This window comes from Erwinia sp. LJJL01 (assembly GCF_047300805.2).
Lineage (GTDB): Bacteria > Pseudomonadota > Gammaproteobacteria > Enterobacterales > Enterobacteriaceae > Erwinia > Erwinia aphidicola.
Map to the genome: position 1 here is coordinate 1,947,081 of NZ_CP178576.1, position 24,330 is coordinate 1,971,410.

The 24,330-nt window shown below is 57.3% G+C and carries 18 protein-coding genes and 1 pseudogene; 7 read left to right on the top strand and 12 right to left on the bottom strand.

Annotated elements, in window-relative coordinates; translation table 11 throughout:
• Positions 1 to 206 precede the first annotated feature (206 nt).
• Entirely contained in the window at positions 207 to 1,580 is a 1,374-nt protein-coding gene (hemN, locus tag ACLI4M_RS09865; RefSeq protein ID WP_133622332.1) for an oxygen-independent coproporphyrinogen III oxidase, read from the top strand.
• A 74-nt stretch (positions 1,581 to 1,654) separates the two neighbouring features.
• Here hemN and glnG read toward each other — a convergent pair whose 3' ends face one another.
• The 3 genes from glnG to glnA all read right to left on the bottom strand — a co-directional run bounded on the left by glnG (position 1,655) and on the right by glnA (position 5,680).
• Positions 1,655 to 3,064, bottom strand: coding sequence for a nitrogen regulation protein NR(I) (gene glnG, locus ACLI4M_RS09870; protein ID WP_048914197.1), 1,410 nt, complete (start codon positions 3,062 to 3,064; stop codon positions 1,655 to 1,657).
• 7 nt (positions 3,065 to 3,071) lie between these two features.
• Positions 3,072 to 4,121: a nitrogen regulation protein NR(II) gene (glnL, locus tag ACLI4M_RS09875; RefSeq protein ID WP_133622331.1), complete on the bottom strand. Its 1,050-nt coding sequence runs from the start codon at positions 4,119 to 4,121 to the stop codon at positions 3,072 to 3,074.
• 149 nt (positions 4,122 to 4,270) lie between these two features.
• Positions 4,271 to 5,680: a glutamate--ammonia ligase gene (gene glnA, locus ACLI4M_RS09880; protein WP_133622330.1), complete on the bottom strand. Its 1,410-nt coding sequence runs from the start codon at positions 5,678 to 5,680 to the stop codon at positions 4,271 to 4,273.
• 434 nt (positions 5,681 to 6,114) lie between these two features.
• On the opposite strand from glnA, the gene typA reads away from it, so the two are divergent.
• From typA to fabY, 5 genes are all read left to right on the top strand, one after another.
• Positions 6,115 to 7,938 (top strand): ribosome-dependent GTPase TypA, encoded by a 1,824-nt coding sequence (gene typA / locus ACLI4M_RS09885; protein ID WP_048914200.1) that lies wholly within the window; start codon positions 6,115 to 6,117, stop codon positions 7,936 to 7,938.
• Positions 7,939 to 8,084: 146 nt separating this feature from the next.
• Positions 8,085 to 8,687, top strand: a complete 603-nt coding sequence (yihX, locus tag ACLI4M_RS09890; protein ID WP_133622329.1) for a glucose-1-phosphatase — start codon at positions 8,085 to 8,087, stop codon at positions 8,685 to 8,687.
• Positions 8,684 to 9,556: a virulence factor BrkB family protein gene (locus tag ACLI4M_RS09895; RefSeq protein WP_048914202.1), complete on the top strand. Its 873-nt coding sequence runs from the start codon at positions 8,684 to 8,686 to the stop codon at positions 9,554 to 9,556. The genes yihX and ACLI4M_RS09895 overlap by 4 nt, the downstream gene beginning before the upstream one ends.
• Positions 9,553 to 9,990, top strand: a complete 438-nt coding sequence (gene dtd / locus ACLI4M_RS09900) for a D-aminoacyl-tRNA deacylase (RefSeq protein WP_133622328.1) — start codon at positions 9,553 to 9,555, stop codon at positions 9,988 to 9,990. The genes ACLI4M_RS09895 and dtd overlap by 4 nt, the downstream gene beginning before the upstream one ends.
• Before the next feature lie 59 nt (positions 9,991 to 10,049).
• Positions 10,050 to 10,988 (top strand): fatty acid biosynthesis protein FabY, encoded by a 939-nt coding sequence (fabY, locus tag ACLI4M_RS09905; protein WP_099754591.1) that lies wholly within the window; start codon positions 10,050 to 10,052, stop codon positions 10,986 to 10,988.
• On the opposite strand, the gene rluF is transcribed toward fabY, so the two are convergent.
• The 8 genes and pseudogenes from rluF to gmk all read right to left on the bottom strand — a co-directional run bounded on the left by rluF (position 10,985) and on the right by gmk (position 21,467).
• On the bottom strand, positions 10,985 to 11,857 hold the full coding sequence (rluF, locus tag ACLI4M_RS09910; RefSeq protein WP_048914205.1) for a 23S rRNA pseudouridine(2604) synthase RluF: 873 nt from the start codon (positions 11,855 to 11,857) through the stop codon (positions 10,985 to 10,987). The genes fabY and rluF overlap by 4 nt on opposite strands.
• A 346-nt stretch (positions 11,858 to 12,203) precedes the next feature.
• Positions 12,204 to 13,883 carry an AsmA family protein gene (locus tag ACLI4M_RS09915; RefSeq protein ID WP_133622327.1) on the bottom strand — a complete coding sequence of 560 codons (1,680 nt, stop codon included), beginning with the start codon at positions 13,881 to 13,883 and terminating at the stop codon, positions 12,204 to 12,206.
• Between the two features lie 128 nt (positions 13,884 to 14,011).
• Positions 14,012 to 15,400 carry a nucleobase:cation symporter-2 family protein gene (locus tag ACLI4M_RS09920; protein WP_062818041.1) on the bottom strand — a complete coding sequence of 463 codons (1,389 nt, stop codon included), beginning with the start codon at positions 15,398 to 15,400 and terminating at the stop codon, positions 14,012 to 14,014.
• 101 nt (positions 15,401 to 15,501) lie between these two features.
• On the bottom strand, positions 15,502 to 17,583 hold the full coding sequence (recG, locus tag ACLI4M_RS09925; RefSeq protein ID WP_133624975.1) for an ATP-dependent DNA helicase RecG: 2,082 nt from the start codon (positions 17,581 to 17,583) through the stop codon (positions 15,502 to 15,504).
• The gene (gene trmH, locus ACLI4M_RS09930; RefSeq protein WP_133622326.1) at positions 17,583 to 18,278 is read right to left on the bottom strand and encodes a tRNA (guanosine(18)-2'-O)-methyltransferase TrmH; all 696 of its coding nucleotides are present in this window, start codon (positions 18,276 to 18,278) and stop codon (positions 17,583 to 17,585) included. Before trmH ends, recG begins: the two co-directional genes overlap by 1 nt.
• 83 nt (positions 18,279 to 18,361) lie before the next feature.
• Positions 18,362 to 20,492, bottom strand: a pseudogene (gene spoT, locus ACLI4M_RS09935) (bifunctional GTP diphosphokinase/guanosine-3',5'-bis pyrophosphate 3'-pyrophosphohydrolase).
• 19 nt (positions 20,493 to 20,511) lie between these two features.
• The gene (gene rpoZ, locus ACLI4M_RS09940) at positions 20,512 to 20,787 is read right to left on the bottom strand and encodes a DNA-directed RNA polymerase subunit omega (protein WP_016191359.1); all 276 of its coding nucleotides are present in this window, start codon (positions 20,785 to 20,787) and stop codon (positions 20,512 to 20,514) included.
• 56 nt (positions 20,788 to 20,843) lie between these two features.
• Positions 20,844 to 21,467, bottom strand: a complete 624-nt coding sequence (gmk, locus tag ACLI4M_RS09945) for a guanylate kinase (protein WP_048914210.1) — start codon at positions 21,465 to 21,467, stop codon at positions 20,844 to 20,846.
• A gap of 260 nt (positions 21,468 to 21,727) precedes the next feature.
• Between gmk and ligB the strand changes: the two genes are divergently transcribed.
• On the top strand, positions 21,728 to 23,392 hold the full coding sequence (ligB, locus tag ACLI4M_RS09950) for an NAD-dependent DNA ligase LigB (RefSeq protein ID WP_133622325.1): 1,665 nt from the start codon (positions 21,728 to 21,730) through the stop codon (positions 23,390 to 23,392).
• Here ligB and ACLI4M_RS09955 read toward each other — a convergent pair.
• A complete protein-coding gene (locus tag ACLI4M_RS09955) occupies positions 23,389 to 24,006 on the bottom strand; it encodes a trimeric intracellular cation channel family protein (RefSeq protein WP_048914212.1) in 618 nt (205 codons plus the stop codon). The genes ligB and ACLI4M_RS09955 overlap by 4 nt on opposite strands.
• Positions 24,007 to 24,330 lie beyond the last annotated feature (324 nt).

Sequence of the window (24,330 nt, forward strand, 5' to 3'; positions counted from 1 at the left end):
AATCTGGCGCTGCTTTTTCATTTTGGGTATCTGGCGATGATTTGGCCTGGATCAATTATTGCGCTGATTCTGCTGTGCTGGCTGGGGTGGTTATTCGTTAAACTACAGCGGCTATCGCGGCTGAAGACCCGGCTGCGTAGTCGGATCGTCAGCCAGCAGCTTCCTGTCTCGCGGCGGTCAAAGCCCAGAAGACGAGGACCGTGAAGATGCTGCAACAGACAACCGAATGGGACCTGCCGCTCATTCAGAAATACAACACCGCCGGACCCCGCTACACCTCCTATCCGACCGCGCTGGAATTTAAGCAGGATTACGACGAGCAGGCCTTTCTCCAGGCTGCGGCGCGTTACCCCCAGCGGCCGCTGTCGCTCTATCTGCATATCCCGTTCTGCCACAAGCTGTGCTACTTCTGCGGCTGCAACAAGCAGGTCACACGCCAGCAGCACAAAGCCGATGACTATCTCGATGCGCTGCTGCTGGAGATAGCAGCCCGCGCGCCGCTGTTTTCGCAGCGCACCGTCAGCCAGATGCACTGGGGCGGCGGCACGCCGACCTTTCTTAATAAAGCGCAAATCAGCCGCCTGATGGACTGCCTGCATCAGCACTTCGCTTTCAGCCCACAGGCTGAGATCTCGATAGAGATCGACCCGCGCGAAATTGAGCTGGACGTGCTGGACCACCTGCGCCTCAAAGGCTTTAATCGCCTGAGCATGGGGGTACAGGACTTCAACAAGGAGGTGCAGGAGAAGGTCAATCGCGTGCAGGATGAAGCGATGATCTTCGCCCTGATGGCGCGTGCGCGCCAGCTGGGATTTGCCTCTACCAACATTGACCTGATCTACGGCCTGCCGAAGCAGACGCCGGAGAGTTTTGCCTTCACGCTGCAAAAAGTCGCCGAGCTGAATCCCGACCGCCTCAGCGTGTTCAACTATGCCCACATGCCTGCACTGTTTGCCGCCCAGCGTAAGATCCGCGAGGATGAGCTGCCGGATGCCGCGCAGAAGCTGGAGATCCTGCAGCAAACCATTGCCACGCTCACTTCGCAGGGCTACCAGTTTATCGGCATGGACCACTTTGCCCGCCACGATGATGAGCTGGCGGTGGCGCAGCGCAGCGGCAAACTGCACCGCAACTTCCAGGGATATACCACGCAGGGCGACAGCGACCTGCTGGGCATGGGTGTATCGGCAATCAGTATGATCGGCGACAGCTATGCACAGAATCACAAAGCGCTAAAAGAGTACTACGCGCAGGTTAAGCAGCAGGATACGGCCCTGTGGCGCGGGCTACGGCTGAGTGAGGATGACTGCCTGCGCCGCGATGTAATCAAAAGCCTGATCTGCAACTTCGCGCTGTCGTTTAGTGAGATTGAACAGCGCTACGGCATCGACTTCCGCGACTATTTTGCCGAGGACCTCAGCGCCATGCTGCCGCTGATCGGCGACGGGCTGGTGGAATACCACGCCAACGGGCTTGTAGTGAGCGCTAAGGGACGATTGCTGATTAGGAATATCTGCATGTGCTTCGACCGCTACCTGCGGGAGAAAGCGTCTGGCGCACGATTCTCAAGGGTGATCTGATCGGGCATTAGCCGTGTGGGGGATTGTAGGGGCGGACCCTGTTGTTCGGTCCGCCCGTGTAAGGTGACAGCAGGTTATTCCATTCCCAACTCTTTCAGCTTGCGGGTCAGGGTATTACGCCCCCAGCCGAGCAAACGAGCGGCTTCCTGCTTATGCCCCTGCGTGTGACGCAGCGCGGTGGTCAGCAGCGTGCGCTCCATCTCCGGTTGAGCTTCCGACAGCAGGTTTTGATGACCGGAACGCAGCGCGCGGTCGGCCCACTGTGCCAGCAGCGTGGCCCAGCTGTCCGGCAGCGACTGCACCGGGTTTTCCGGCGTCGAGGTCTCAAACAGTTCCGGCGGCAGATCCTGAATCAACACTTCCTGACCGGCAGCCATCACCGTCAGCCAGCGGCAGGTGTTCTCAAGCTGGCGCACGTTACCGGACCAGTGCAGGCGGGTCAGCGCCGTTTCAGTTTCCGGATGCAGAATTTTCGCCTCCACGCCCAGTTCACGAGCGGCAACCTGCAGGAAGTAACGTGCCAGGCGCGGAATATCTTCACGACGTTCACGCAGCGGCGGCAGGTGTACGCGGATCACGTTCAGGCGGTGGAATAAATCCTCACGGAATTTCCCCTCCTGCACGCGCAGCTCCAGGTTCTGGTGGGTCGCGGCAATAATACGCACGTCCACTTTCACCGGCGCATAGCCGCCCACGCGATAGAACTGACCATCGGCCAGCACGCGCAGCAGACGAGTCTGTACATCCAGCGGCATATCACCGATTTCATCGAGGAACAGCGTGCCGCCGTCGGCCTGCTCAAAACGGCCCTGACGGATCTGATTCGCGCCGGTAAATGCGCCTTTCTCATGGCCAAACAGTTCGGATTCAATCAGATCTTTGGGAATGGCCGCCATATTCAGCGCAATAAACGGCGCCTTGGCGCGCGGGCTGTGGCGGTGCAGGGCATGAGCGACCAGTTCTTTACCCGTACCGGACTCGCCGTTAATCAACACGCTGATCGATGAGCGCGACAGGCGGCCGATAATACGGAACACATCCTGCATCGCCGGGGCTTCACCGATAATATCGGTGGTCGGCCCGCTGACCGGCTGGTTACGCGGCTGCTGCTGCTCCTGATAGTGGCTGATGGCACGCTCAACCAGCGCCACCGCTTCATCGATATCAAACGGTTTAGGCAGGTAGTCAAACGCGCCCTGCTGGTAAGCGCTCACCGCCGCGTCCAGATCGGAGTGCGCGGTCATAATGATCACCGGCAGCATCGGGTGGCGTTGTTTAATCTGCTTCAGTAGCGCCAGTCCGTCCATGCCGGGCATACGAATGTCTGACAGTAATACATCTGGGGTCTTAGTGGCGAGGGCTTCCAGCACCTCGTTCGCGCTGTCAAAAGTCGCGCAGCTCAAACCGGCTCCAGTGAGCGCACGTTCGAGCACCCAGCGGATGGAGCTATCGTCATCGACGATCCAAACTATCCCTCGTTGCATAGAAACCTCACTGGCGAATAGGCAGGTAAACCGAGAATTCAGTATGTCCGGGCCAGCTGTTGAACTCTATTTTTCCCGAATGCTGGTCGATCAGGCTGCGGGCGATGGATAACCCCAGCCCGGTGCCGCCTTCGCGGCCGCTCACCATCGGGTAAAACAGCGTGTCCTGTAGCTGCGCCGGAATGCCTGGGCCGTCATCTTCAATATCGATGCGTGCCACCAGGCGATAGCGCGTACCGTGCAGGGTTAACTGAAACGCCGTGCGGGTACGTAAAGTAATGGTGCCGCCTTCTTCACCCAACGCCTGTAACGCGTTGCGGACGACATTCAAAAGGACTTGTTCTATCTGATCCGGGTCGTGCGGCAGCTCCGGCAGGCTTGGGTCGTAATCACGGATTAACGACACATTGTCCGGCAGCTCCATCGACACCAGATTGACCACGCGTTCAGCGACCTGATGGATGCTCTGGGTGACGTGCATCCCCGGCTGTTGCGGGCCAAGCAGACGGTCAACCAGATTGCGCAGGCGATCGGCCTGTTCAATGATGACCTTGGTATATTCGGTTAACGACGGGTCGGGCAAGGCTTTGGCCAGCAGCTGTGCTGCGCCGCGCAGTCCCCCCAGCGGGTTTTTAATTTCGTGTGCCAGACCGCGGACTAAATCCCGCGCTGCCACCTGTTGTGCATGCTGCAGCTGTTCCTGGCTGAGCCTGCGCTGGTTATCCATCGGAGCCATTTCCAGCAGAATCAAACCTTCGGGCAGACGTTGCGCGGTGAGCGACATAATGTGCGCACGGCTGTCGACCACCAGGGTCACTTCGCTATCGGTAAAGCCCTGTCCGGCATCCAGACTTTCGAGCATCACCTCAATATTCAGGGAAAAATAACCCATCAGTTCCGGCAGGGGCGTACCAAACAGCTTGCGGGAACTCTGTGCCAGCAGTTGCTGAGCCGCAGGGTTGGCGTAATGAACCACCAACGCGTTATCAACCAGTAAAATACTGTTGATCAGTGAATTGAGAATCTGCCCAGCATCGGGCAGCGTGCCAGTTGCCATTACAGCGTTCTCCTGAGTAATTTATCTGCACCAGATTGGTGCATTATAGTCATGCAACCCGGAAATCGTCGTCCTGACGTTGAATTCGTGGAGAAAAAAGCCCATCCGAAGATGGGCTGAAAAGTTTCCACGGCAACAAATAAAACCAATTAAACGCTGTAGTACAGTTCGAACTCAACCGGGTGCGGAGTCATACGAATGCGGTCAATTTCTGCCTTACGCAGTTCGATGTACGCTTCGATGGCATCGTCAGTGAACACGCCACCACGGGTCAGGAACTCGCGGTCTTCGTTCAGTGCAGCCAGAGCTTCGTCCAGAGAACCTGCAACTTTTGGAATCTCAGCTTCTTCTTCCGGTGGCAGGTCGTACAGGTTTTTGTCCATAGCATCGCCAGGGTGGATCTTGTTGATGATGCCGTCCAGGCCAGCCATCAGCAGTGCAGCGAAGCACAGGTATGGGTTAGCCGCTGGATCCGGGAAGCGCGCTTCGATACGACGTGCTTTCGGGCTGGCAACCACAGGGATACGGATAGAAGCAGAACGGTTACGGGCAGAGTAAGCCAGCATAACTGGCGCTTCGTAGCCTGGGACCAGACGCTTGTAAGAGTTGGTAGTCGGGTTCGCCAGGGCGTTGATCGCTTTAGCGTGCTTGATCACACCGCCGATGTAGAACAGTGCCATTTCAGACAGGCCGCCGTATTTGTCGCCAGCGAACAGGTTGGTGCCGCCTTTCGACAGAGACATGTGGCAGTGCATACCAGAACCGTTATCACCGAACATTGGCTTAGGCATGAAGGTCGCGGTTTTGCCGTAGGCGTGAGCGACGTTGTGAACCACATATTTGTAGATCTGAATTTCGTCAGCTTTTTTGGTCATGGTGTTGAAGCGGGTTGCCACTTCGTTCTGACCCGCGGTCGCCACTTCGTGGTGGTGAGCTTCAACCACCAGGCCCATCTGCTCCATGGTCAGACACATAGCAGAGCGGATATCCTGTGATGAGTCGACCGGTGGCACTGGGAAGTAACCGCCTTTCAGACCTGGACGGTGGCCTTTGTTGCCGCCTTCATAGGCTTTACCGGAGTTCCAGTAAGCTTCAACGTCGTCGATAGCGACATGGGAACCGGAAGTGCTGCTGCCGAAACGGATATCGTCAAACAGGAAGAACTCGGGTTCTGGTCCAAACAGCACGGTGTCCGCGATGCCGGAAGAGCGCAGGAAATCTTCAGCGCGTTTAGCGATAGAGCGTGGGTCACGATCGTAGCCCTGCATGGTGCCTGGCTCGAGGATGTCACAACGGATGATCAGAGTGGAATCTTCGAAGAACGGGTCAAGGACAGCGGTGGTTGCGTCAGGCATCAGAACCATGTCTGATTCGTTGATACCTTTCCAGCCACCAATCGAGGAGCCGTCAAACATTTTGCCTTCTTCGAAGAAGTCAGCATTAACCTGATGAGCGGGGATAGTCACGTGCTGCTCTTTACCTTTGGTATCGGTAAAACGCAGATCAACAAATTTGACTTCGTGCTCGTTCATCATCGACAGAACGTGTTCAGCGGACATACTTAACTCTCCTGGATTTGTCATTGTCGTCGTGGTTAGAGATCTTCACGGTGCGCTTTGCGTTTCGCCGCGCTTACTCCGATAATAAAGATCTCTGACAAGCTTACAACCGTTGTGGAAACTGGCATTTTTTGCTTGTTAGAGTAATTGCGAAATCTATGCCAACTTTTTTATTTTCCGAAAAAAGCGCTATGATGCGCCCTCTCGTGAGACGAGGACTGCACCACGATGGAAGTCGCGCACCATTTTGGTGCCATTGGCTGATAAATGGGCACTGTTTTGGTGCAATTTTTCGTCACAGTGCAAGCTTTGCACTGAAAATGGCTATAAAAGCAATCCGAACAGTTATCTTTATATGAAATTTGTGATCCTGTTCAGTCCTTCGATTAATCCGTGTACAATAGCGCGCTATTTCTAATGCCTGAGGCAAAGCTGTGATCGAAAATTTGCGTAACATCGCCATTATTGCCCACGTTGACCATGGTAAAACTACCCTGGTTGATAAGTTGCTACAGCAGTCCGGGACCTTTGATGCCCGCACCGAAGCGACCGAACGCGTAATGGACTCCAACGATTTGGAGAAAGAGCGTGGGATTACCATCCTCGCAAAAAACACCGCCATTAAATGGAACGACTATCGCATCAACATCGTTGATACCCCAGGACACGCCGACTTCGGCGGTGAGGTAGAGCGTGTAATGTCGATGGTTGACTCGGTGCTGCTGGTTGTGGATGCAATGGATGGCCCAATGCCGCAAACCCGCTTCGTGACCAAAAAAGCCTTCGCTAATGGTCTGAAGCCGATCGTGGTAATCAACAAAGTTGACCGCCCTGGCGCACGTCCTGACTGGGTTGTTGATCAGGTCTTTGACCTGTTCGTTAACCTGGATGCGACCGACGAGCAGCTCGACTTCCCGATTATCTATGCTTCAGCCCTGAACGGTATTGCAGGTCTGGATCACGCGGATATGGCGGAAGATATGACCCCGCTGTACGAAGCGATCGTGAAACACGTTTCTCCACCACAGGTTGAGCTGGAAGCCCCGCTGCAGATGCAAATCTCCCAGCTGGACTACAACAACTACCTGGGTGTTATCGGTATCGGCCGCATCAAACGCGGTAAAGTGCGTCCTAACCAGCAGGTTACGATCATCGATAGCGAAGGCAAAACCCGTAACGGTAAAGTCGGTAAAGTGCTGGGCCACATGGGTCTGGAGCGTATCGAATCTGCTGAAGCGGAAGCGGGCGACATCATCGCCATCACCGGTCTGGGCGAGCTGAACATCTCTGACACCATCTGCGACACGCAGAATGTGGAAGCGCTGCCAGCCCTGAGCGTTGATGAACCAACCGTAACCATGTTCTTCTGCGTTAACACCTCTCCGTTCTGCGGTAAAGAAGGTAAGTATGTGACTTCACGTCAGATCCTTGACCGTCTGAACAAGGAGCTGGTGCATAACGTGGCACTGCGTGTTGAAGAAACCCCGGACGCCGACGCCTTCCGCGTTTCAGGCCGTGGTGAACTTCACCTGTCAGTTCTGATCGAAAACATGCGTCGTGAAGGTTTCGAACTGGCGGTATCCCGTCCGAAAGTTATCTTCCGTGAATTCGAAGGCCGCAAGCAGGAGCCATTCGAAAACGTGACCCTCGACATCGAAGAACAGCACCAGGGTTCTGTGATGCAGGCGATGGGTGAGCGTAAAGGCGACATGAAAAACATGGACCCGGATGGCAAAGGCCGTGTGCGTCTTGATTATGTTATTCCAAGCCGTGGCCTGATCGGCTTCCGTAACGAATTCATGACCATGACTTCCGGTACCGGTCTGCTGTACTCCACCTTCAGCCACTACGACGACGTTCGTCCGGGCGAAGTGGGCCAGCGTCAGAACGGCGTGCTGATCTCTAACGGTCAGGGTAAAGCGGTAGCCTTCGCCCTGTTCGGTCTGCAGGACCGCGGCAAGCTGTTCCTCGGTCATGGTGCTGAAGTGTATGAAGGCCAGATCATCGGTATTCACTCACGTTCAAACGACCTGACCGTTAACTGCCTGACCGGTAAGAAGCTGACCAACATGCGTGCTTCCGGTACTGACGAAGCCACCACGCTGGTTCCGGCACAGAAGATGTCCCTTGAGCAGGCGCTTGAGTTCATCGATGATGACGAACTGGTAGAAGTGACTCCACAGTCTGTGCGTATTCGTAAACGTCACCTGACTGAAAACGACCGTAAACGCGCAACCCGCGGTCCTAAAGAAGCGTAATTCTTCTTTAGTCTTGTTATGGGCCGGAGCTCTTCCGGCCCATCGTTTTACCTGCTACTTCCCCGCAGTTTTTCAATTTCCCCTCCTGTTCAGCCTCCCGTTTTACGGCTAGAGTGAATACCTCACCGGAACAAAAGGAGATGGCCATGCTGTATATCTTTGATTTGGGTAACGTCATTGTTGATATTGATTTCAACCGGGTTCTTGGTGTCTGGAGCGATTTAAGCCGCGTGCCGCTGGCCGAACTGCGAAATCGTTTCCACATGGGCGAGAGCTTTCACCAGCACGAACGCGGTGAAATCAGCGATGAAGTCTTCGCGCAAAAAATGTCTGACGAGTTAGGCTTGTCGCTAAGTTTTGAACAGTTCGCGGTCGGCTGGCAGGAAGTGTTTGTCGGCGTGCGCCCGGAAGTGATCGCCATTATGAATAAACTGCGTGAGCAGGGCGATCGCGTGGTGATCCTGTCGAACACTAATCGCCTGCACTGTAATTTTTGGCCGTCGCAGTACCCGGAAGTGCAGCAAGCCGCTGATAAAGTCTACCTTTCCCAGGAGATGGGGCTACGCAAGCCGGACAAGAAAATTTATGAGCGCTTGCTAAATGAGGAAGAGACCTCAGCTCAGGAGGCTATCTTCTTTGATGATAATCTGGAAAACATCGAAGGAGCGCGTGCTGTCGGCATTCACAGCCTGCATATTACCGATGCCAACGTTATCCCGGCATTCTTCGCCGACCGTATTAAAACATGAGTTTACTCAATCACTATCGCCACCGCGGGCGGGCATTCTGGTCGTGGATCAAACTGCTGTGGCAGCGCATTGACGAAGATGGCATGACGATACTGGCCGGGCACCTGGCCTATGTTTCGCTGCTGTCGCTGGTGCCGTTAATTGCCGTGGTCTTTGCGCTGTTCGCCGCATTCCCGATGTTTTCGGACGTCAGCGTGCAGCTCAAGAACTTCGTGTTTAACAACTTTGTCCCGGCCGCCGGGGCGACTATCCAGAACTATCTGGAGCAGTTCGTCGCCAACGTCAGCAAAATGACGGCGGTCGGCGTGGGCGGCCTGGTGTTCACCGCGCTGCTGTTGATGTACTCCATCGACACCGCGCTCAACGTTATCTGGCGCAGCAAACGCAAACGGCCGCTGGTTTACTCCTTCGCGGTGTACTGGATGATCCTGACGCTCGGACCCCTGCTGGCCGGTGCCAGTCTGGCAATCAGCTCCTATCTGCTGTCGCTGCACTGGGCAACGGTCAGCGGCGTCAGCGGGCTGGTGGATATGGGGCTGCGCATCTTCCCTCTGCTGCTGTCGATCCTCTCCTTCTGGCTGCTGTACAGCATTGTACCGACCATTCAGGTGGCAGGGCGCGATGCGCTTATCGGCGCGGTGGTGGCCGGATTGCTCTTCGAGTTGGGGAAAAAGGGCTTTGCGCTGTATGTTACGATGTTCCCCTCGTACCAGTTAATTTACGGCGTGCTTGCCGTTATTCCCATCCTGTTCCTGTGGGTGTACTGGACGTGGTGTATCGTTCTATTAGGGGCGGAAATTACCGCCACGCTGGGTGATTACCGCCAGCTGAAACAAGAAGAACAAGAAAGAGAAAACGAGGAATCATGATTGCATTAATTCAACGGGCACTTTCTGCCAGCGTCACGGTAGCGGGCGAAACTGTTGGTGAGATTGGGCCGGGATTACTGATCCTGCTCGGGGTGGAAAAAGAAGATAGCCGGGAGAGCGCGCGCAAACTGGTCGATAAAGTGCTGGGTTACCGTATTTTTGGCGACGAAAATGACAAAATGAATCTGAACGTACAGCAGGCCGGGGGCAGCGTGCTGGTGGTGTCGCAGTTCACGCTAGCAGCAGACACCAAAAAAGGGATGCGCCCGAGCTTCTCCGGCGGGGCCGCCCCGGAGGTTGCCGAAGAGCTGTATGACTACTTCACCGCCTGCTGTCGTGAAAAAGGGATTGCCACGCAAACCGGGCGTTTTGCCGCCGACATGAAAGTGGCGCTGGTCAACGATGGTCCCGTCACCTTCTGGCTGCAGGTTTGACGCAGCTGGCCGAGCGGCAAAGGAATGGCCTGACGGGCTCAGACAGAGAGAACCATTTTATGTATCACCTCCGCGTACCTGAAACCGCAGAAGAGCTAGATACCTACTACCAGTTCCGCTGGGAGATGCTGCGTAAGCCGCTGCACCAGCCGCTGGGGTCCGAGCGTGACGCCTGGGATGCGCTGGCGCATCATCAGATGGTGGTGGATGAACACGGCGACCCGGTTGCCGTTGGCCGCCTCTATATCAATGCCGATAACGAAGCCGCAATCCGCTTCCTCGCCGTTCATCCCTCGGTGCAGGGCAAAGGGCTGGGTACGCTGGTGGCGATGACGCTGGAGTCTGTCGCGCGCCAGGAAGGGGTAAAGCGCGTGGTGTGCAGCGCGCGCGAAGATGCAGTGGAGTTCTTCTCCAAGCTGGGCTACCTCAATCAGGGGGAGATCACCGCGCCGCAAACCACGCCAGTACGGCACTTCCTGATGATCAAACCGGTAGTGACGCTGGACGACATCCTGCACCGTGCCGACTGGTGCGGGCAGCTGCAGCAGGCGTGGTACGAACATATCCCACTGAGCGAAAAGATGGGCGTGCGTATTCTGCAATATACCGGGCAGAAGTTTATTACCACCATGCCGGAAACCGGCAATCAGAACCCGCACCATACGCTGTTTGCCGGTAGCCTGTTCTCGCTGGCGACGCTGACCGGCTGGGGCTTAATCTGGCTGCTGCTGCGCGAGCGTCATCTCGGCGGCACCATTATCCTCGCCGATGCGCATATTCGCTACAGCAAGCCGATTACCGGCAAGCCGGGGGCGATTGCCGACCTTGGCTCGCTGAGCGGCGACCTTGACCGCCTGGCGCGCGGGCGTAAAGCCCGCGTGCAGCTGGAGGTGGAGCTGTTCGGCAATGATGAATCCGGTGCGGTATTTGAAGGGGTGTATATGGTGCTGCCCGCCGATCCCGACGGGCCACTGGAGGAAGGGGGCTGCGGCGTTTAACGCCCCTTTTTCTTGCGACCCGGCTGGACGAAACGCTTGCGTCCGGCCGGGGTGGCAGCCGGTTTATCGGCGGCTTTGGCGGCCGGTTTTTTTGCCGCTGCGGGCTTCGCCTTCTGCGCCGGTCTCTTCGCTTTGCTATTGTCCTCGGAAGAGGAGTTCTCAATCAGCTTAAACAGCTCGATGAGCTCGTCATCAGTCAGGTCGCGCCACTCGCCCGGCGGCACCCCTTTCAGGGAAATGTTCATAATGCGGATGCGTTCGAGCCTGGTCACCTCGTAGCCAAAGTGCTCGGCCATGCGACGGATCTGACGGTTCAGCCCCTGCACCAGCGTAATGCGGAAGACGAACGTCGACTCTTTCTTCACCTTACACTTTTTGGTTACCGTGCCCATCATCGGCACGCCCGCGCCCAGCCCGCGGATAAACTCTTCGGTGACCGGCTTGTTCACGGTGACCAGATACTCTTTTTCGTGGTCGTTGCCGGCGCGCAGGATCTTATTCACCAGATCACCGTGGTTAGTCAACAGGATCAGCCCCTGCGAATCTTTATCCAGGCGGCCAATCGGGAACACGCGCTTGCTGTGGTTAACGAAATCAACGATGTTGTCGCGCTCGCTATTTTCCGTGGTGCTGACGATGCCCACGGGCTTATTCAGCGCAATCAGCACCAGATCTTCTTCGTTACGCGGCTCGATTAGCTGACCGTTAACTTTTACCACATCGCCGGCAAATACCTGGTCGCCCACAGAGGCGCGCTTACCGTTAATAAAAACATTTCCCTGTTCGATAAAGCGATCGGCATCGCGACGCGAGCAGATCCCGCTCTCGGCGATGTATTTGTTCAGACGAATAGATGAGTTGGTCAGCATAGTTCCCCCGTAAAAAAAACGGACTATACCTTACCCGTGACACGTTGCGAAGGGCCGACCTGGCCCTTTTTACCCGTCATACTTCAAGCTGCAGGTGCGTTGGCTGCATGACTCGGCCCATCCGTGGGCCTCGCCCCTTCGGGTCCGCTGTGGACAGCGTTCAAATCTGCTCCAGGCAGATTTGTCGTTCACCCGAATCACTTACGGAAGTCAAGCTCATCGGGATTAGTGAGCCTCATCCCTGAGGCTCAGCCTCCGGCCAGCGCGAGCGCTGCTCAAATCGGTTCCCGACCGATTTGTCGCTCATTTGCCGCCTTCCTGCACCTCGAATTATTTAGGGTATACCTTACTGTGAGCCGCTCAGCTGGCCCCCGCGCAGAGTTTGCTGCACCGACTGCTCGCCGTTGCTGACCGCCAGCGTGGCGTTGACGGAGGGTTTCAGCGGCTGGCTGGCCTGCAGGCTGCCCTGCATTTTCAGCTGCATCGTGGCGTTGCCGTTCAGCGGGATCGTTGGCCAGCCCCAGTTCTGCAGCAGAGTGGCGTTAACCTGGCGGCCATTCAGCGTCAGCGACAGTGTCCGCTGCGGCTGCTGGCTCAGCGTTGCCAGCCCTTCCAGCATGCCGTCGGCACTGAAGGCGCTCATTTCTGACACATTGATAGCGTTGTCATCTGCGCTGAGGGCAATCGACGGATGGCGCAGATCGACGCGATTAAAGGTTGCGGCGGCGGCGTTGAAACTCAGATTGCCTGACCAGATGCCCCACTGATGATTGCGCGCCATCAGCAGGTTGCTGCCATTGCCATCCAGCGCCGTCATCTGGAACGGGAAGTCCGGATTGATATCGATAATCAGGTTACGGCTGGCGCTGAGTTTGGTCACCTGCACGCTCTCCAGCCACGATGGCAGCGTCTCCATCCAGCGCTCGCGCCAGTTGAGCGGCAGGGTGTATTCCAGCCCGGCCACCACCAGTTCATCCAGCGTCAGTTTCTTGTCGCTGCGCGTCCAGCTGCCCTGCGCACGCACCAGGCCATTGACCCAGCGCGAACTGAACTGCGTCAGCTGCACGCCCTGCGCGGAGAAGTCCATATTGGCGATCGGGTCGTCCAGCTGCATGCTGCCATTCACAAAGCTGCTGGCGTTCATCGACAGCGAACCGTTGTCGCTCTGCCAGTCGCCGTTGCTCAGCGTCAGGTCTTTCAATGTCAGGTCCAGGTCGGTCACCGCCCAGTCCTGCCCCTGCAGGCGGGCATCGGTCATATCAATGCGGTCAAAATGCATCGTCGGCAGCGTGCGCAGCGGTTGCAGGAACTCAGCCAGCGTTTTATCACTCTGCAGGCGAATGCTGTTCAGGCGCAGGCTGTTCACCTGCCAGCCCTGCGCATCACGCTGCGCGCTGGCGGTCACCGAGCCGAGCGCCACGTCAGCCCCGAAATTGCTTAACACCAGCTGCGGTCCGTGAATACTGCCCTGCACCAGCACATTCGCCGCAGGAATACCGTCCAGCGTCAGGGAACCGGCGCTCATCTGGAACCTGGCCTCTTTGCCCAGCACGTTGCCCGCTTCAGGCTTCCACGGGGTGACGCCTCCGTCGACGCGCTGTGCCTGCAGCGGCCAGTCGCCCTGATTGCGGTTAAGCGCCATCTGGCTAAGCTGTAAACGGTCTGCCTGTAAGGAGAGGGGGGCACTTTTATCGCTGAGGTTTAGCGTACCCTGATCGAGTCGAATGCTGGCAAAATGCAGCGGGCTGCTGAACTGCATCAGGCTGAGGCCAAGGTCAACGCGCCTGGCCACCAGCGTGGCGGGCTGGTCTTTACGGCCAAAGGCGACATCGTTAAGCAGCAGATGGCTGGGATCGGAAAAATTGTGCTCCATTTTGCTGAGCGACAGCTGGTAATCACTGCTGGCGCTGACCTGGCGGCTAATCCATCCCGCGCCCCACTGGGTTTGCAGCAGCACGTAGATAGCGACCAGGGCCAGCAGCAGAATGAGCAGCAGGGTAAGCAAAACTTTTCCGAAAAACTTCATCACAACCATCCCTATGAATATCGGGTAATGGCTTGTTATGCCTGATTTATCGTCACTTCTCAACCCACAGCGCAGCGGCCGGAGCAAATATCGCACCCGGGCCGCTGTTTTCAGAATGAGCGTAGTCGCTACTTCTCCTGCGGGAACACCAGATTCAGCACGATAGCGGTGATACCGCCGGCAGCGATCCCGGAGGAAAGCAGCGTTTTCAGCCAGTCAGGGGCAAACTGCAGGATCAGCGGCTGCTGGGAGACGCCAAGGCCGACCGCCAGCGAGAGCGCGATAATCATAATCGCCCGGCGGTTGAGCGGCTCGCGCGACACGATACGCACGCCTGAGGCGGCAATAGTGCCAAACATCACCAGCGTGGCACCGCCGAGTACCGGCTCGGGGATGTGCTGCACAAAGCCGCTGACCGCCGGGAACAGCCCGAGCACAATCAGCATCAGGGCCACGACAAAACCGACGTAGCGACTGGCCACGCCGGTTAACTGGATCACGCCGTTGTTCTGACCGAAGCAGGAGTTGGGGAAGGTGTTAAACAGCGCAGAAACGCAGGAGTTCAGTCCGTTCGCCAGCACGCCGCCTTTCAGGCGCTTCATATACAGCGGGCCGCTGACCGGCTGCTCGGAGACATCCGAGGTGGCGGTGATATCGCCAATGGTTTCCAGCGAGGTCACCATAAACACCAGCATCAGCGGGATCAGCAGATTCCAGTCGATACCCAGCCCGTAATAGAGCGGGGTGGGAATGGCGATCAGCGCACTGTTCGCCGCGGCACTATTTTCCGGCAGCATCCCCAGCGCCCAGGCCAGCAGATAGCCTACCGCCATCGCGATCACCAGCGAAGCGACGCGCAGATAGGCATTGCGCTGGCGGTTGAGCAGAATGATCACCGCCAGTACCACACCGGCCAGCAGCAGGTTTTTCGGTGCGCCAAAGGTGTGATCGTTCATTGCGGCAAAACCGCCGCCGATGGAGGTCAGGCCAACCTGGATCAGCGACAGACCGATAATCATCACCACAATGCCGGAAACCAGCGGGGTGATCACCCGGCGCGCCAGATGCAGCACGCGTGACAGCACCATCTCGGTACAGGATGCCAGCATCAGCGTGCCGAACAGTGCCGCCATCATGGTTTTCACGTCGGCCCCGCCGGTTTTCAGCGCCAGGCCACCCATAATCAGCGGGGTGACAAAGTTAAAGCTGGTACCCTGGATCGACAGCAGCCCGGAACCGACCGGCCCCCAGGTTTTAATCTGCAGCAGCGACGCCACGCCGGAGGCGAACAGCGACATGCTGATGATGTGCTGCGTATCCTGCGCGGGCAGGCCCAGCGCCTGGCAGATTAGCAGAGCGGGCGTGATCACCGCCACAAACATCGCCAGCAGATGCTGACAGGCGGCGAACAGCGTTTGCGCCAGCGGCGGACGGTCTTCAAGGCGGTAAATCAGCTCACTTTTTCCCGCCGCGACCGGAGTACGATCGGCGGCAGTATGTTGGCTTTCAACGGACATGTCAGGCTTCCCAGCGGCAATAAAGTGGCGATTTTAATCTTCTTCAGAGTAAAAGCAATCGTTTGCCACCCTATCGACGGTGAAGACAGTCATTGAGGGGGTTACGCGTTGGTATAGCGTTCGGTTTCCGGCAGCCAGCGTTCAATCAGAGCCGAAGCCTGCTCCGGATAGTGCTGGTGGATATGGCGCGCCACGCGCTGCACTTCCGGGATCATCGCCTGGTCGCGCAGCAGGTCAGCAACCTTAAACTCGGCGTTACCGGTTTGTCGCGTGCCCAGCATTTCGCCGGGGCCGCGAATTTCGAGGTCACACTGGGCAATCACAAAGCCGTCGTTGCTGTCGCGCAGCACCTGTAAACGCTTCTGCGCGGTTTTACTCAGCGGCGCCTTATACAGCAGCACGCAGTGGGAAGCGACCGCGCCACGGCCAACGCGACCGCGCAGCTGATGCAGCTGCGCCAGCCCGAGGCGTTCCGGGTTTTCGATAATCATCAGGCTGGCATTGGGTACATCCACGCCGACCTCTATCACCGTGGTGGCAATCAGCAGATGGATTTCACCCTGCTTGAACGCCTGCATTACCGCCTGTTTCTCCTGCGGCTTCATCCGGCCGTGTACCAGGCCGATAGTCAGCTCCGGCAGCGCCAGCTTCAGCTCTTCCCAGGTGGCTTCCGCCGCCTGGGCTTCCAGCAGCTCCGACTCCTCAATCAGGGTACAGACCCAGTAGGCCTGGCGGCCTTCGCTGCCGCAGGCGCTTTTCACCCGGGCAATAATCTCAGCGCGGCGCGTGTCAGGGATCGCGACGGTGGTCACCGGGGTACGTCCCGGCGGCAGTTCGTCGATGGTTGAGGTGTCGAGATCGGCATAGGCGGTCATCGCCAGGGTGCGCGGGATCGGTGTGGCAGTCATAATCAGCTGGTGCGGGTGGAAACCCTGCTCTTCGCCTTTCTCCCACAGCGCCAGACGCTGGTGGACGCCAAAGCGGTGCTGCTCATCGATGATCACCAGCGCCAGCCCGTTGAACTGCACCTGCTCCTGGAAGATGGCGTGGGTGCCAACAATCATCGACACCTGCCCGCTGGCGATCGCTTCCTGCTGGGCGATGCGCGCTTTGCCTTTCTGCTTCCCTGCCAGCCAGCCCACTTCCAGCCCGAGCGGCGCAAACCACTGGCGGAAATTACTGGCGTGCTGCTCGGCCAGCAGCTCGGTCGGCGCCATCAGCGCCACCTGCTTACCGTAAGCAATCACCTGCAGTGCCGCCAGCGCGGCGACCAGCGTTTTACCGGAGCCCACATCGCCCTGCACCAGACGCATCATTGGATAGTCGTGGGCGAGGTCAGTTTCGATCTCACGCACCACACGCTCTTGCGCATGAGTCGGTTTAAACGGCAGCGCGGCCAGCAGCTTATCGCTCAGGTCGTGGCGGGCAGCCATCGGCAGCGCATGATAACGCTGCGCGCCGGCGCGCACTGCCAGCATGCTGAGGTTGTGCGCCAGCAGCTCTTCCATAATCAGGCGGCGCTGCGCCGGGTGGCGGCCGCTGTCGAGATCGGCCAGTGCCATATCCGGCGGCGGGCGGTGCAGCGTGCGCAGCGCTTCCGGCAGGCTGATCATTCCCTGGCTCAGCTCCGGCGGCAGCAGTTCGCTAATCGCGCAGGTTTCCAGCAGGGTTAGCGCCTGATCGGTCAGGTTGCGCAGCGTCGCCTGGCGCACGCCCTCAGTCGTGGAATAGACCGGGGTCAGCGTCTCCTGCAGCTCGGTGACGCTGCTTTCACCCTGTACTTTGTACTCCGGGTGGATGATCTCCGCCCCGCGCTGACCGCGTTTAATCTCACCGTAAGCGGTGACGCGGCGGCCAGTGGCGAGGCTGTTCTTCATTCCGGCATTGAAATTGAAAAAGCGCAGGGTGAGGATGCCGCTGCCGTCGCTGATCTGGCAGGTCAGCATGCGGCGGCGGCCAAACGAAATATCGCTGTGCAGCACTTCGCCCTCTACCGTGGCATAGATGCCCGGCAGCAGGTCGTTGATGGCGTAAAGCTGGGTGCGGTCTTCATAGCGCATCGGCAGATGCAGCAGCAGATCCTGTACGGTCAGCAGGCCAAGTTTGGCCAGCTTTGCCGCCTGGCTGGCGCCCACGCCGGACAGCGTGTTGAGCGGAACGGCATCCAGCAGGCGGCCCTGCATTATTTCCGCGCCTTCGACTGCATGGTGGCCCACCATTCCGGCTCCGCCACCACTTCACCGCGATCGTTGATCTCAGGGTAGGGCAGCCCTTTATGCTTCGCCACGCGGGCCAGCACTGGGTAACCCCCTTCGAACAGCAGACGCTGCTGCTCGGCGTACTCCAGCGTGCTCTCTGCACGCAGATACATACCGGCATTCTGCCGCTGGCGCTGTGCTTCGTAGAGGATCAGGGCGGATGCGACGGAGACGTTCAGCGACTGCACCATACCGATCATCGGGATAATAATATCCTGGTCGGCAAGGTCGAGGGCTTCCTGGGTAATCCCGGTTTTTTCCTGGCCCATCAGGATGCAGGTCGGACGGGTATAGTCGATCTCGCGGAAATCGACCGCTTTAGCGGAGAGGTGCGTCGCCAGAATCTGCATCTTCCGATCCTTAAGATGGCTGACGGCATCACGGATGGTCGGATGGGTTTTCACCTGCACCCAGCTGTTGCTGCCCGCAGCGGAAGAGACCATGGTGCGCATGCGGCTTCCCGGCCATACGGCGTGAACTTCATGCACGCCAACGGCGTCGGCGGTGCGGATCACCGCAGAGACGTTATGAGGTTTATGCACCTGTTCCATACACACCGTCAGGTCGTGCTGGCGGGCGGCAAGCATTGCGCGGATACGGGCATAACGTTGGGCATTCATGCGAAAGTGGACTCCCTAAAATCAGTCATCCCGTCTGCGGTGAGAGGGGAAAGTCAAAGACGGAGGCGGGCCCCGTCTTTGACTTAATTGCGGTTGCGATGGACCTTGATGACATCCGGCATCACGCGGATTTTACGCATGATATTGGCCAGATGAACGCGATCGCGTGCCGTCAGAACGGATAAAGGCGCTGTAAACACGGCCATCTTTTTCTTCAGTGTTCAGGCTCTGGATATTGGAGCCGGCGGTGTTAATGGCCGCCGTCAGGTTTGCCAGCGCGCCCTGGTGGTTAAACATATCCACCTTAATCTCGGCGACAAACTCCTGCTCGGTGGCAATATCCCACTCCACCGCCATGTATTTCTCTGGCTCTTTCTGATAGCCACGAATATTACGGCAGGATTCATGGTGCACCACCAGGCCTTTACCGGGGCTGACGTGCGCCACAATCGGGTCACCGGGGATCGGGCGGCAGCACTTGGCGAAGGTGATCAACACCCCATCGGCGCCCTTAATTGGCAGCTTGCTGCGAGCGCCGCTGATGCTACTGCTGCTGCCGGTGTTGGCGGGAACATTCTGCTCGCTCTGCTGCAGATTTTTCGCCACCACCACGCTCATGGCGTTACCGAGACCGATTTCAGCCAGCAGGTCATCCAGCGAGGTCAGCTTCATGCGCTCCAGCTCGTGCTGGACATTGGCTTCCGGGATCTCAGCCAGCTTGCGGCTGCCACCCAGGGCATGATTGAGCAGGCGTCGGCCAAGGCTGACCGAGTCATCACGCTTGAGGTTTTTCAACAGCTGGCGGATCTTGGCGCGCGCTTTCGAGCTCACGACAAAGTTCAGCCACGCAGCGTTCGGGCGCGCACCCGGTGCGGTAATAATTTCGACGGTCTGGCCGCTGGTGAGCGGCTGCGACAGCGGATAAGGCTGGCGGTCAACGCGTGCGCCCACGCAGGCATGGCCGATATCGGTATGCACGGCGTAGGCAAAGTCGACCGGCGTGGCACCGGCTGGCAGTTCAACAATGCGGCCTTCCGGAGTGAATACGTAAATCTCATCCGGGAACAGATCGGATTTTACGCTTTCGATAAATTCAAATGAGCTTCCGGCGCTCTGCTGCAGCTCCAGCAGGCTTTGCAGCCAGCGCTGCGCGCGGATCTGTGCGGTAGTGCTGCTCTCGCCCTGTTCTTTATAAGCCCAGTGCGCTGCTACCCCCATCTCTGCCATCTGATCCATATCTTCGGTGCGGATCTGCACCTCAACCGGCACGCCGTGCGGACCGATCATTGATGTATGCAGCGACTGATAGCCGTTGGCTTTTGGGATAGCAATATAATCTTTCACCCGGCCCGGGCGCGGCTTATACAAGCTGTGCATCTGGCCCAGTACGCGATAACAGGTATCGACATCACGCACGATGACGCGGAAGGCATAGATATCCATAATCGAATGGAATCGCTGCTCTTTCAGGTGCATTTTGCAGTAGATGGAATAGAGGTGTTTTTCGCGACCGCTGACGCGGCGGGTAATACCGGCTTCTTCCAGACGACCGTCAATTTCCGAGAGGATTTTCTGGATCATCTCTTTACGGTTGCCGCGTGCCGCTTTGACCACTTCCTTAATCACGCGGAAACGGTTCGGATACAGGGCTTCAAAGCCCAGCTCTTCCAGTTCGGTTTTCAGGTGGTGAATACCCAGGCGATGAGCCAGTGGGCTATAGATTTCCAGCGTTTCCAACGCGATACGCCGTTTTTTATCCGGTCGCAGCGCGCCGAGGGTACGCATGTTGTGCGTACGGTCGGCCAGCTTGATCAGAATGACGCGGATATCCTGCACCATCGCCATGATCATCTTGCGGAAGTTTTCAGCCTGGGCTTCTTTCTTGTCGCGGAATTTCAGCTTGTCGAGTTTAGAAACCCCTTCAACCAGCTCGGCGACGGTCTGGCCGAACAGCTGTTCCATATCCTTATAGGTGGCGGGGGTGTCTTCAATAACGTCGTGCAGAAGCGCGGCCATCAGTGTTTCATGGTCGAGTTTCATTTCCGCCAGGATGCAGGCCACGGCTACCGGATGGGTGATATAAGGCTCACCGCTGGAGCGTGTCTGTCCCTCGTGAGCATCACGTGCGACAAGATAAGCTTGCTTGAGGCGCTTGATTTGCTCCTCAGGCAAGTATTTTTCAATCAGCTGATTGAGGCTTTCGAACAGATACAAGGCAGGCCTTTAGTGCTGATTAACGACGACCTTCAGCGATAGCAGTCACAGCCTGTAATTCTGCGGCTTCCTGCTCTTGCTGCTCCTGGCGATCGCGCACGTCGAGGATCTGATTGGTGATCAGGCCTTCTTCGATTTCGCGCAGCGCGATAACGGTAGATTTGTCGTTCTCTTCCGGGACCAGTGGATCTTTACCACCAACCTGCATCTGACGAGCGCGGCGTGCTGCTACCAGAACCAGATCAAAACGGTTACCAATTTTTTCTACTGCGTCCTGTACGGTTACGCGTGCCATAAGTGTGATACTCCACGGGTGGTGACGAAATGACTGGGCATCATACTGAGTTACCCTCAGTCTGCCAATAGTTTGCTGATTAATGCATCATGGCGGGCTTTTTGACGGCCCATACGCAGACGCTCAGCGCGAATAATGGTTTTCAGATCGGACAATGCCAGGTCGAAATCATCATTCACGATTAAATAATCGTATTCGGCGTAGTGGCTCATCTCAGCAACAGCCTGGGCCATACGTTTAGTAATCACTTCTTCGCTGTCCTGACCACGGCCACGAAGGCGGCGGTCCAGTTCGTCTTTCGACGGCGGCAGCACGAAAATGCTGCGTGCTGCCGGCATTTTCTCACGGATCTGTTTAGCACCCTGCCAGTCGATATCGAGAAACACATCAACGCCGGTTGCCAGCACCTGTTCAATGGCTTTACGCGAAGTGCCGTAATAGTTACCGAACACTTCGGCATGTTCTAAAAACGCCTCTTCCTCAATCATGGAACGAAACTCATCGTGGTTCACAAAGTAATAATGCTCACCATGATTTTCGCCCGGCCGTACCCCACGCGTGGTGTGGGAGATCGATACCTGGGTATCGTACAGCGGTTGCGTTTTTAACAGCGCCTGAATCAGGCTGGATTTACCCGCGCCGCTTGGGGCGGAAACAATAAAAAGCGTGCCTTGAGCCATGATTATTCTTGATATGCCAATAAAGCGGAGTCTACTTCCTGCACAGTATACACAGGTGCAGGGCGTGATGCAGCGTTTAGGCGATGATCCAGGGGATTTTCTGAGGAAATGGAAAGCGCTGCACGGCGTTTTGTAGCCCGATGTCGGCTGCATTGAATTGTTCCGGAGCGGCTTTCCATAATCTGACTATGCCACTCGCTAATCCCCGACCCGCACGCTTTACTGTTCAGCGGTATAAGTGGAAAGCAGGAGAGACAGGGATGCGCTACCTCATTTTAGCCATTGGGTTATACAGCGCGGTGCTGGCGGCACAGTGCCCGGTATGGTCGCCTGCGCGGGCCGATCTGGAGATGACCCGGCTGGCAGCACAGCTCACGCACTGGGATGACGCCTACTACCGTCAGGGTAAGAGTAGCGTGACCGATGAACGTTATGATGCATTGCAGGGCAAGCTACAGCAGTGGCAGCACTGCTTTCATCCCGCCAGCGATCGCCGTCAGCCTGTTTTGATGACCGATGGTAAAGTGCGCCATCCGGTTGCCCACGTCGGTGTAAAAAAACTGGCGGGCAAAGCCGAGGTGGCGCGCTGGATGGAGAACCGTCACGGCCTGTGGGTACAGCCTAAAGTCGACGGGGTGGCGGTAACCCTGGTCTATCGTCAGGGAAAACTGACCCGGATGGTTAGCCGCGGCAACGGTATGCAGGGGGAGGACTGGACGGCGAAAGCGCGCCTGATCCCCGCGATCCCACAATCTATTACGCTGAATGCCGGGCAGCAGGTATTCCAGGGCGAGCTTTACCTGAAGATGACCGATCACCAGCAGGGTCGTGACGGCGGGAAAAATGCCCGTTCGCAGGTGGCTGGAGCATTAATGGCAAAACAGCCCTCATCTTTACTGCAGCGCGTTGGGCTATTTGTCTGGGCATGGCCAGATGGCCCAGGGCTGCTGCAACAGAGGCTGGACGCTCTGGAAAGTGCGGGATTTCCTGCTATCCGCAGCTGGACGCGGCAGGTACAAGATGCTGATGAGGTTGAAGGCTGGCGCGAGCGCTGGTTCCACAGCGCGCTTCCGTTTGTGACGGACGGGGTGGTGGTACACAGCATGCCGGTGCTGGCGGGAAAAAGCTGGCTGCCCGAGCTGGGGGACTGGGCCATTGCCTGGAAATATCCGCCACCTGAAGTCACCAGCGAAGTGCGCTCAGTGGAATTCACCGTCGGGCGCAGCGGTAAAATCAGCACGGTACTCCACCTGCAACCCGTACAGCTGGATGATAAACGCGTCAGCCGGGTTAGCATCGGGCCCGTTGCGCGCTGGCGTGAGCGCGATGTGATTGCGGGGGATCAGGTCAGCCTCAGCCTGGCCGGGCAGGGGATCCCGCGCCTCAACAGTGTGGTATGGCGAGTGGCGCAGCGCGACTATCCGCAGCCCCCCGATGCCGGGCGCTTTTCTATGGTCAGCTGTTTTCACCTCAGCCCGGCGTGCCGTCAGCAGTTTCTGGCACGGCTGGAGTGGTTAAGCAGCAGCACGGCCCTGAACCTGACGGGGATGGGGCGGCAAAACTGGCAGCGGCTGATCCAGTCCGGGCACCTCACCCATCTGCTCTCCTGGCTGGCCTTGTCGCAGCAGCAGCTTGAAGACATACCCGGCATCGGTCAGCCCAAAGCGCGCTTCTTCTGGCAGCAGTTCCGGCTCAGCCGCCAGCTGCCGTTTAAACGCTGGGTGCGGGCGCTGGGCGTTCCGATCCCGGAAGGGGCGCTGCGTGCGCTACCTGATGACAGCTGGCAGCAGTTACTGTCGCATAGCGTGGAAGAGTGGCAGCAGCTGCCCGGGGTTGGTACTAAACTGGCCCATACTATTCGCGCCTTTTTGCAGCAGCGCGAAGTGCAGCAGCTCATTGAAGGTCTTAATCTGCGTGGGGATTAGTGGTCGTCATGGGGATAGTTAAATACCGGCAGACCAAGGCGGAAGCGCAGTGCACCCAGGCGCGCGATAAAGCCAGCCAGGAGGGTAATGATGATCACCGTCTCCATCGACAGGGCCGTTTTGAGCAGCAGGATATAGAGCCATCCGGAGGCAAAAGCGATACCTGCATATAACTCTTTCTGAAATACCAGCGGGATGCGGTTGCAGAACATGTCGCGCAGCACGCCGCCAAAGACGCCGGTGACCACGGCACTGATCGCGGCGATAATGCCAGCGTGGCCCATATCCAACGCCACCTGCGCTCCGATAATTGAAAACACCACTAATCCCAGTGCATCCAGCACCAGAAAGACTTTGCGCAGGTGCGGCATCAGCGGCGCCGCCAGGGTCGTCACCACCGCTGCGGCGGCGACTATCATGATGTATTCAGGATGCTTCACCCAGCCAAGCGGATAGTGGCCGAGCAGCATATCGCGCACAGAACCACCGCCTATCGCCGTCACGGAAGCAATAATAATCACGCCAAACATATCCATCTTGCGGCGGCCAGCGGCCAGCGCTCCGGTCATGGATTCTGCTGTAATACCGATGATGTAAAGGACAGTGAGTAACATAGCCAGCTCCTGAAAACAGGCGGCAAGCCTAAGGGATCGCCTGTCAAACGGCAAGATGCTTAAGGGGCTTGCTTTTATCTGAGTAAAACGTCCTGGCGCAATAGGGCTTCACTCTCATTTGCATGTACAGCGTACGCAGGATGTTAATTAGCAATAATAGGCAAGAAATATATTATTTATTCATTATTCCGTCCATTGATTTTAAACCCTGCCTGCCCTTTTCAGTACAGGGATTTTAGAGAGTGCTGCACCTAACCCATTTCACTTTATAAAATAATGCCGCTATTAAATTTCCTGAATTTTCTATTATGTTCTAAATAAATT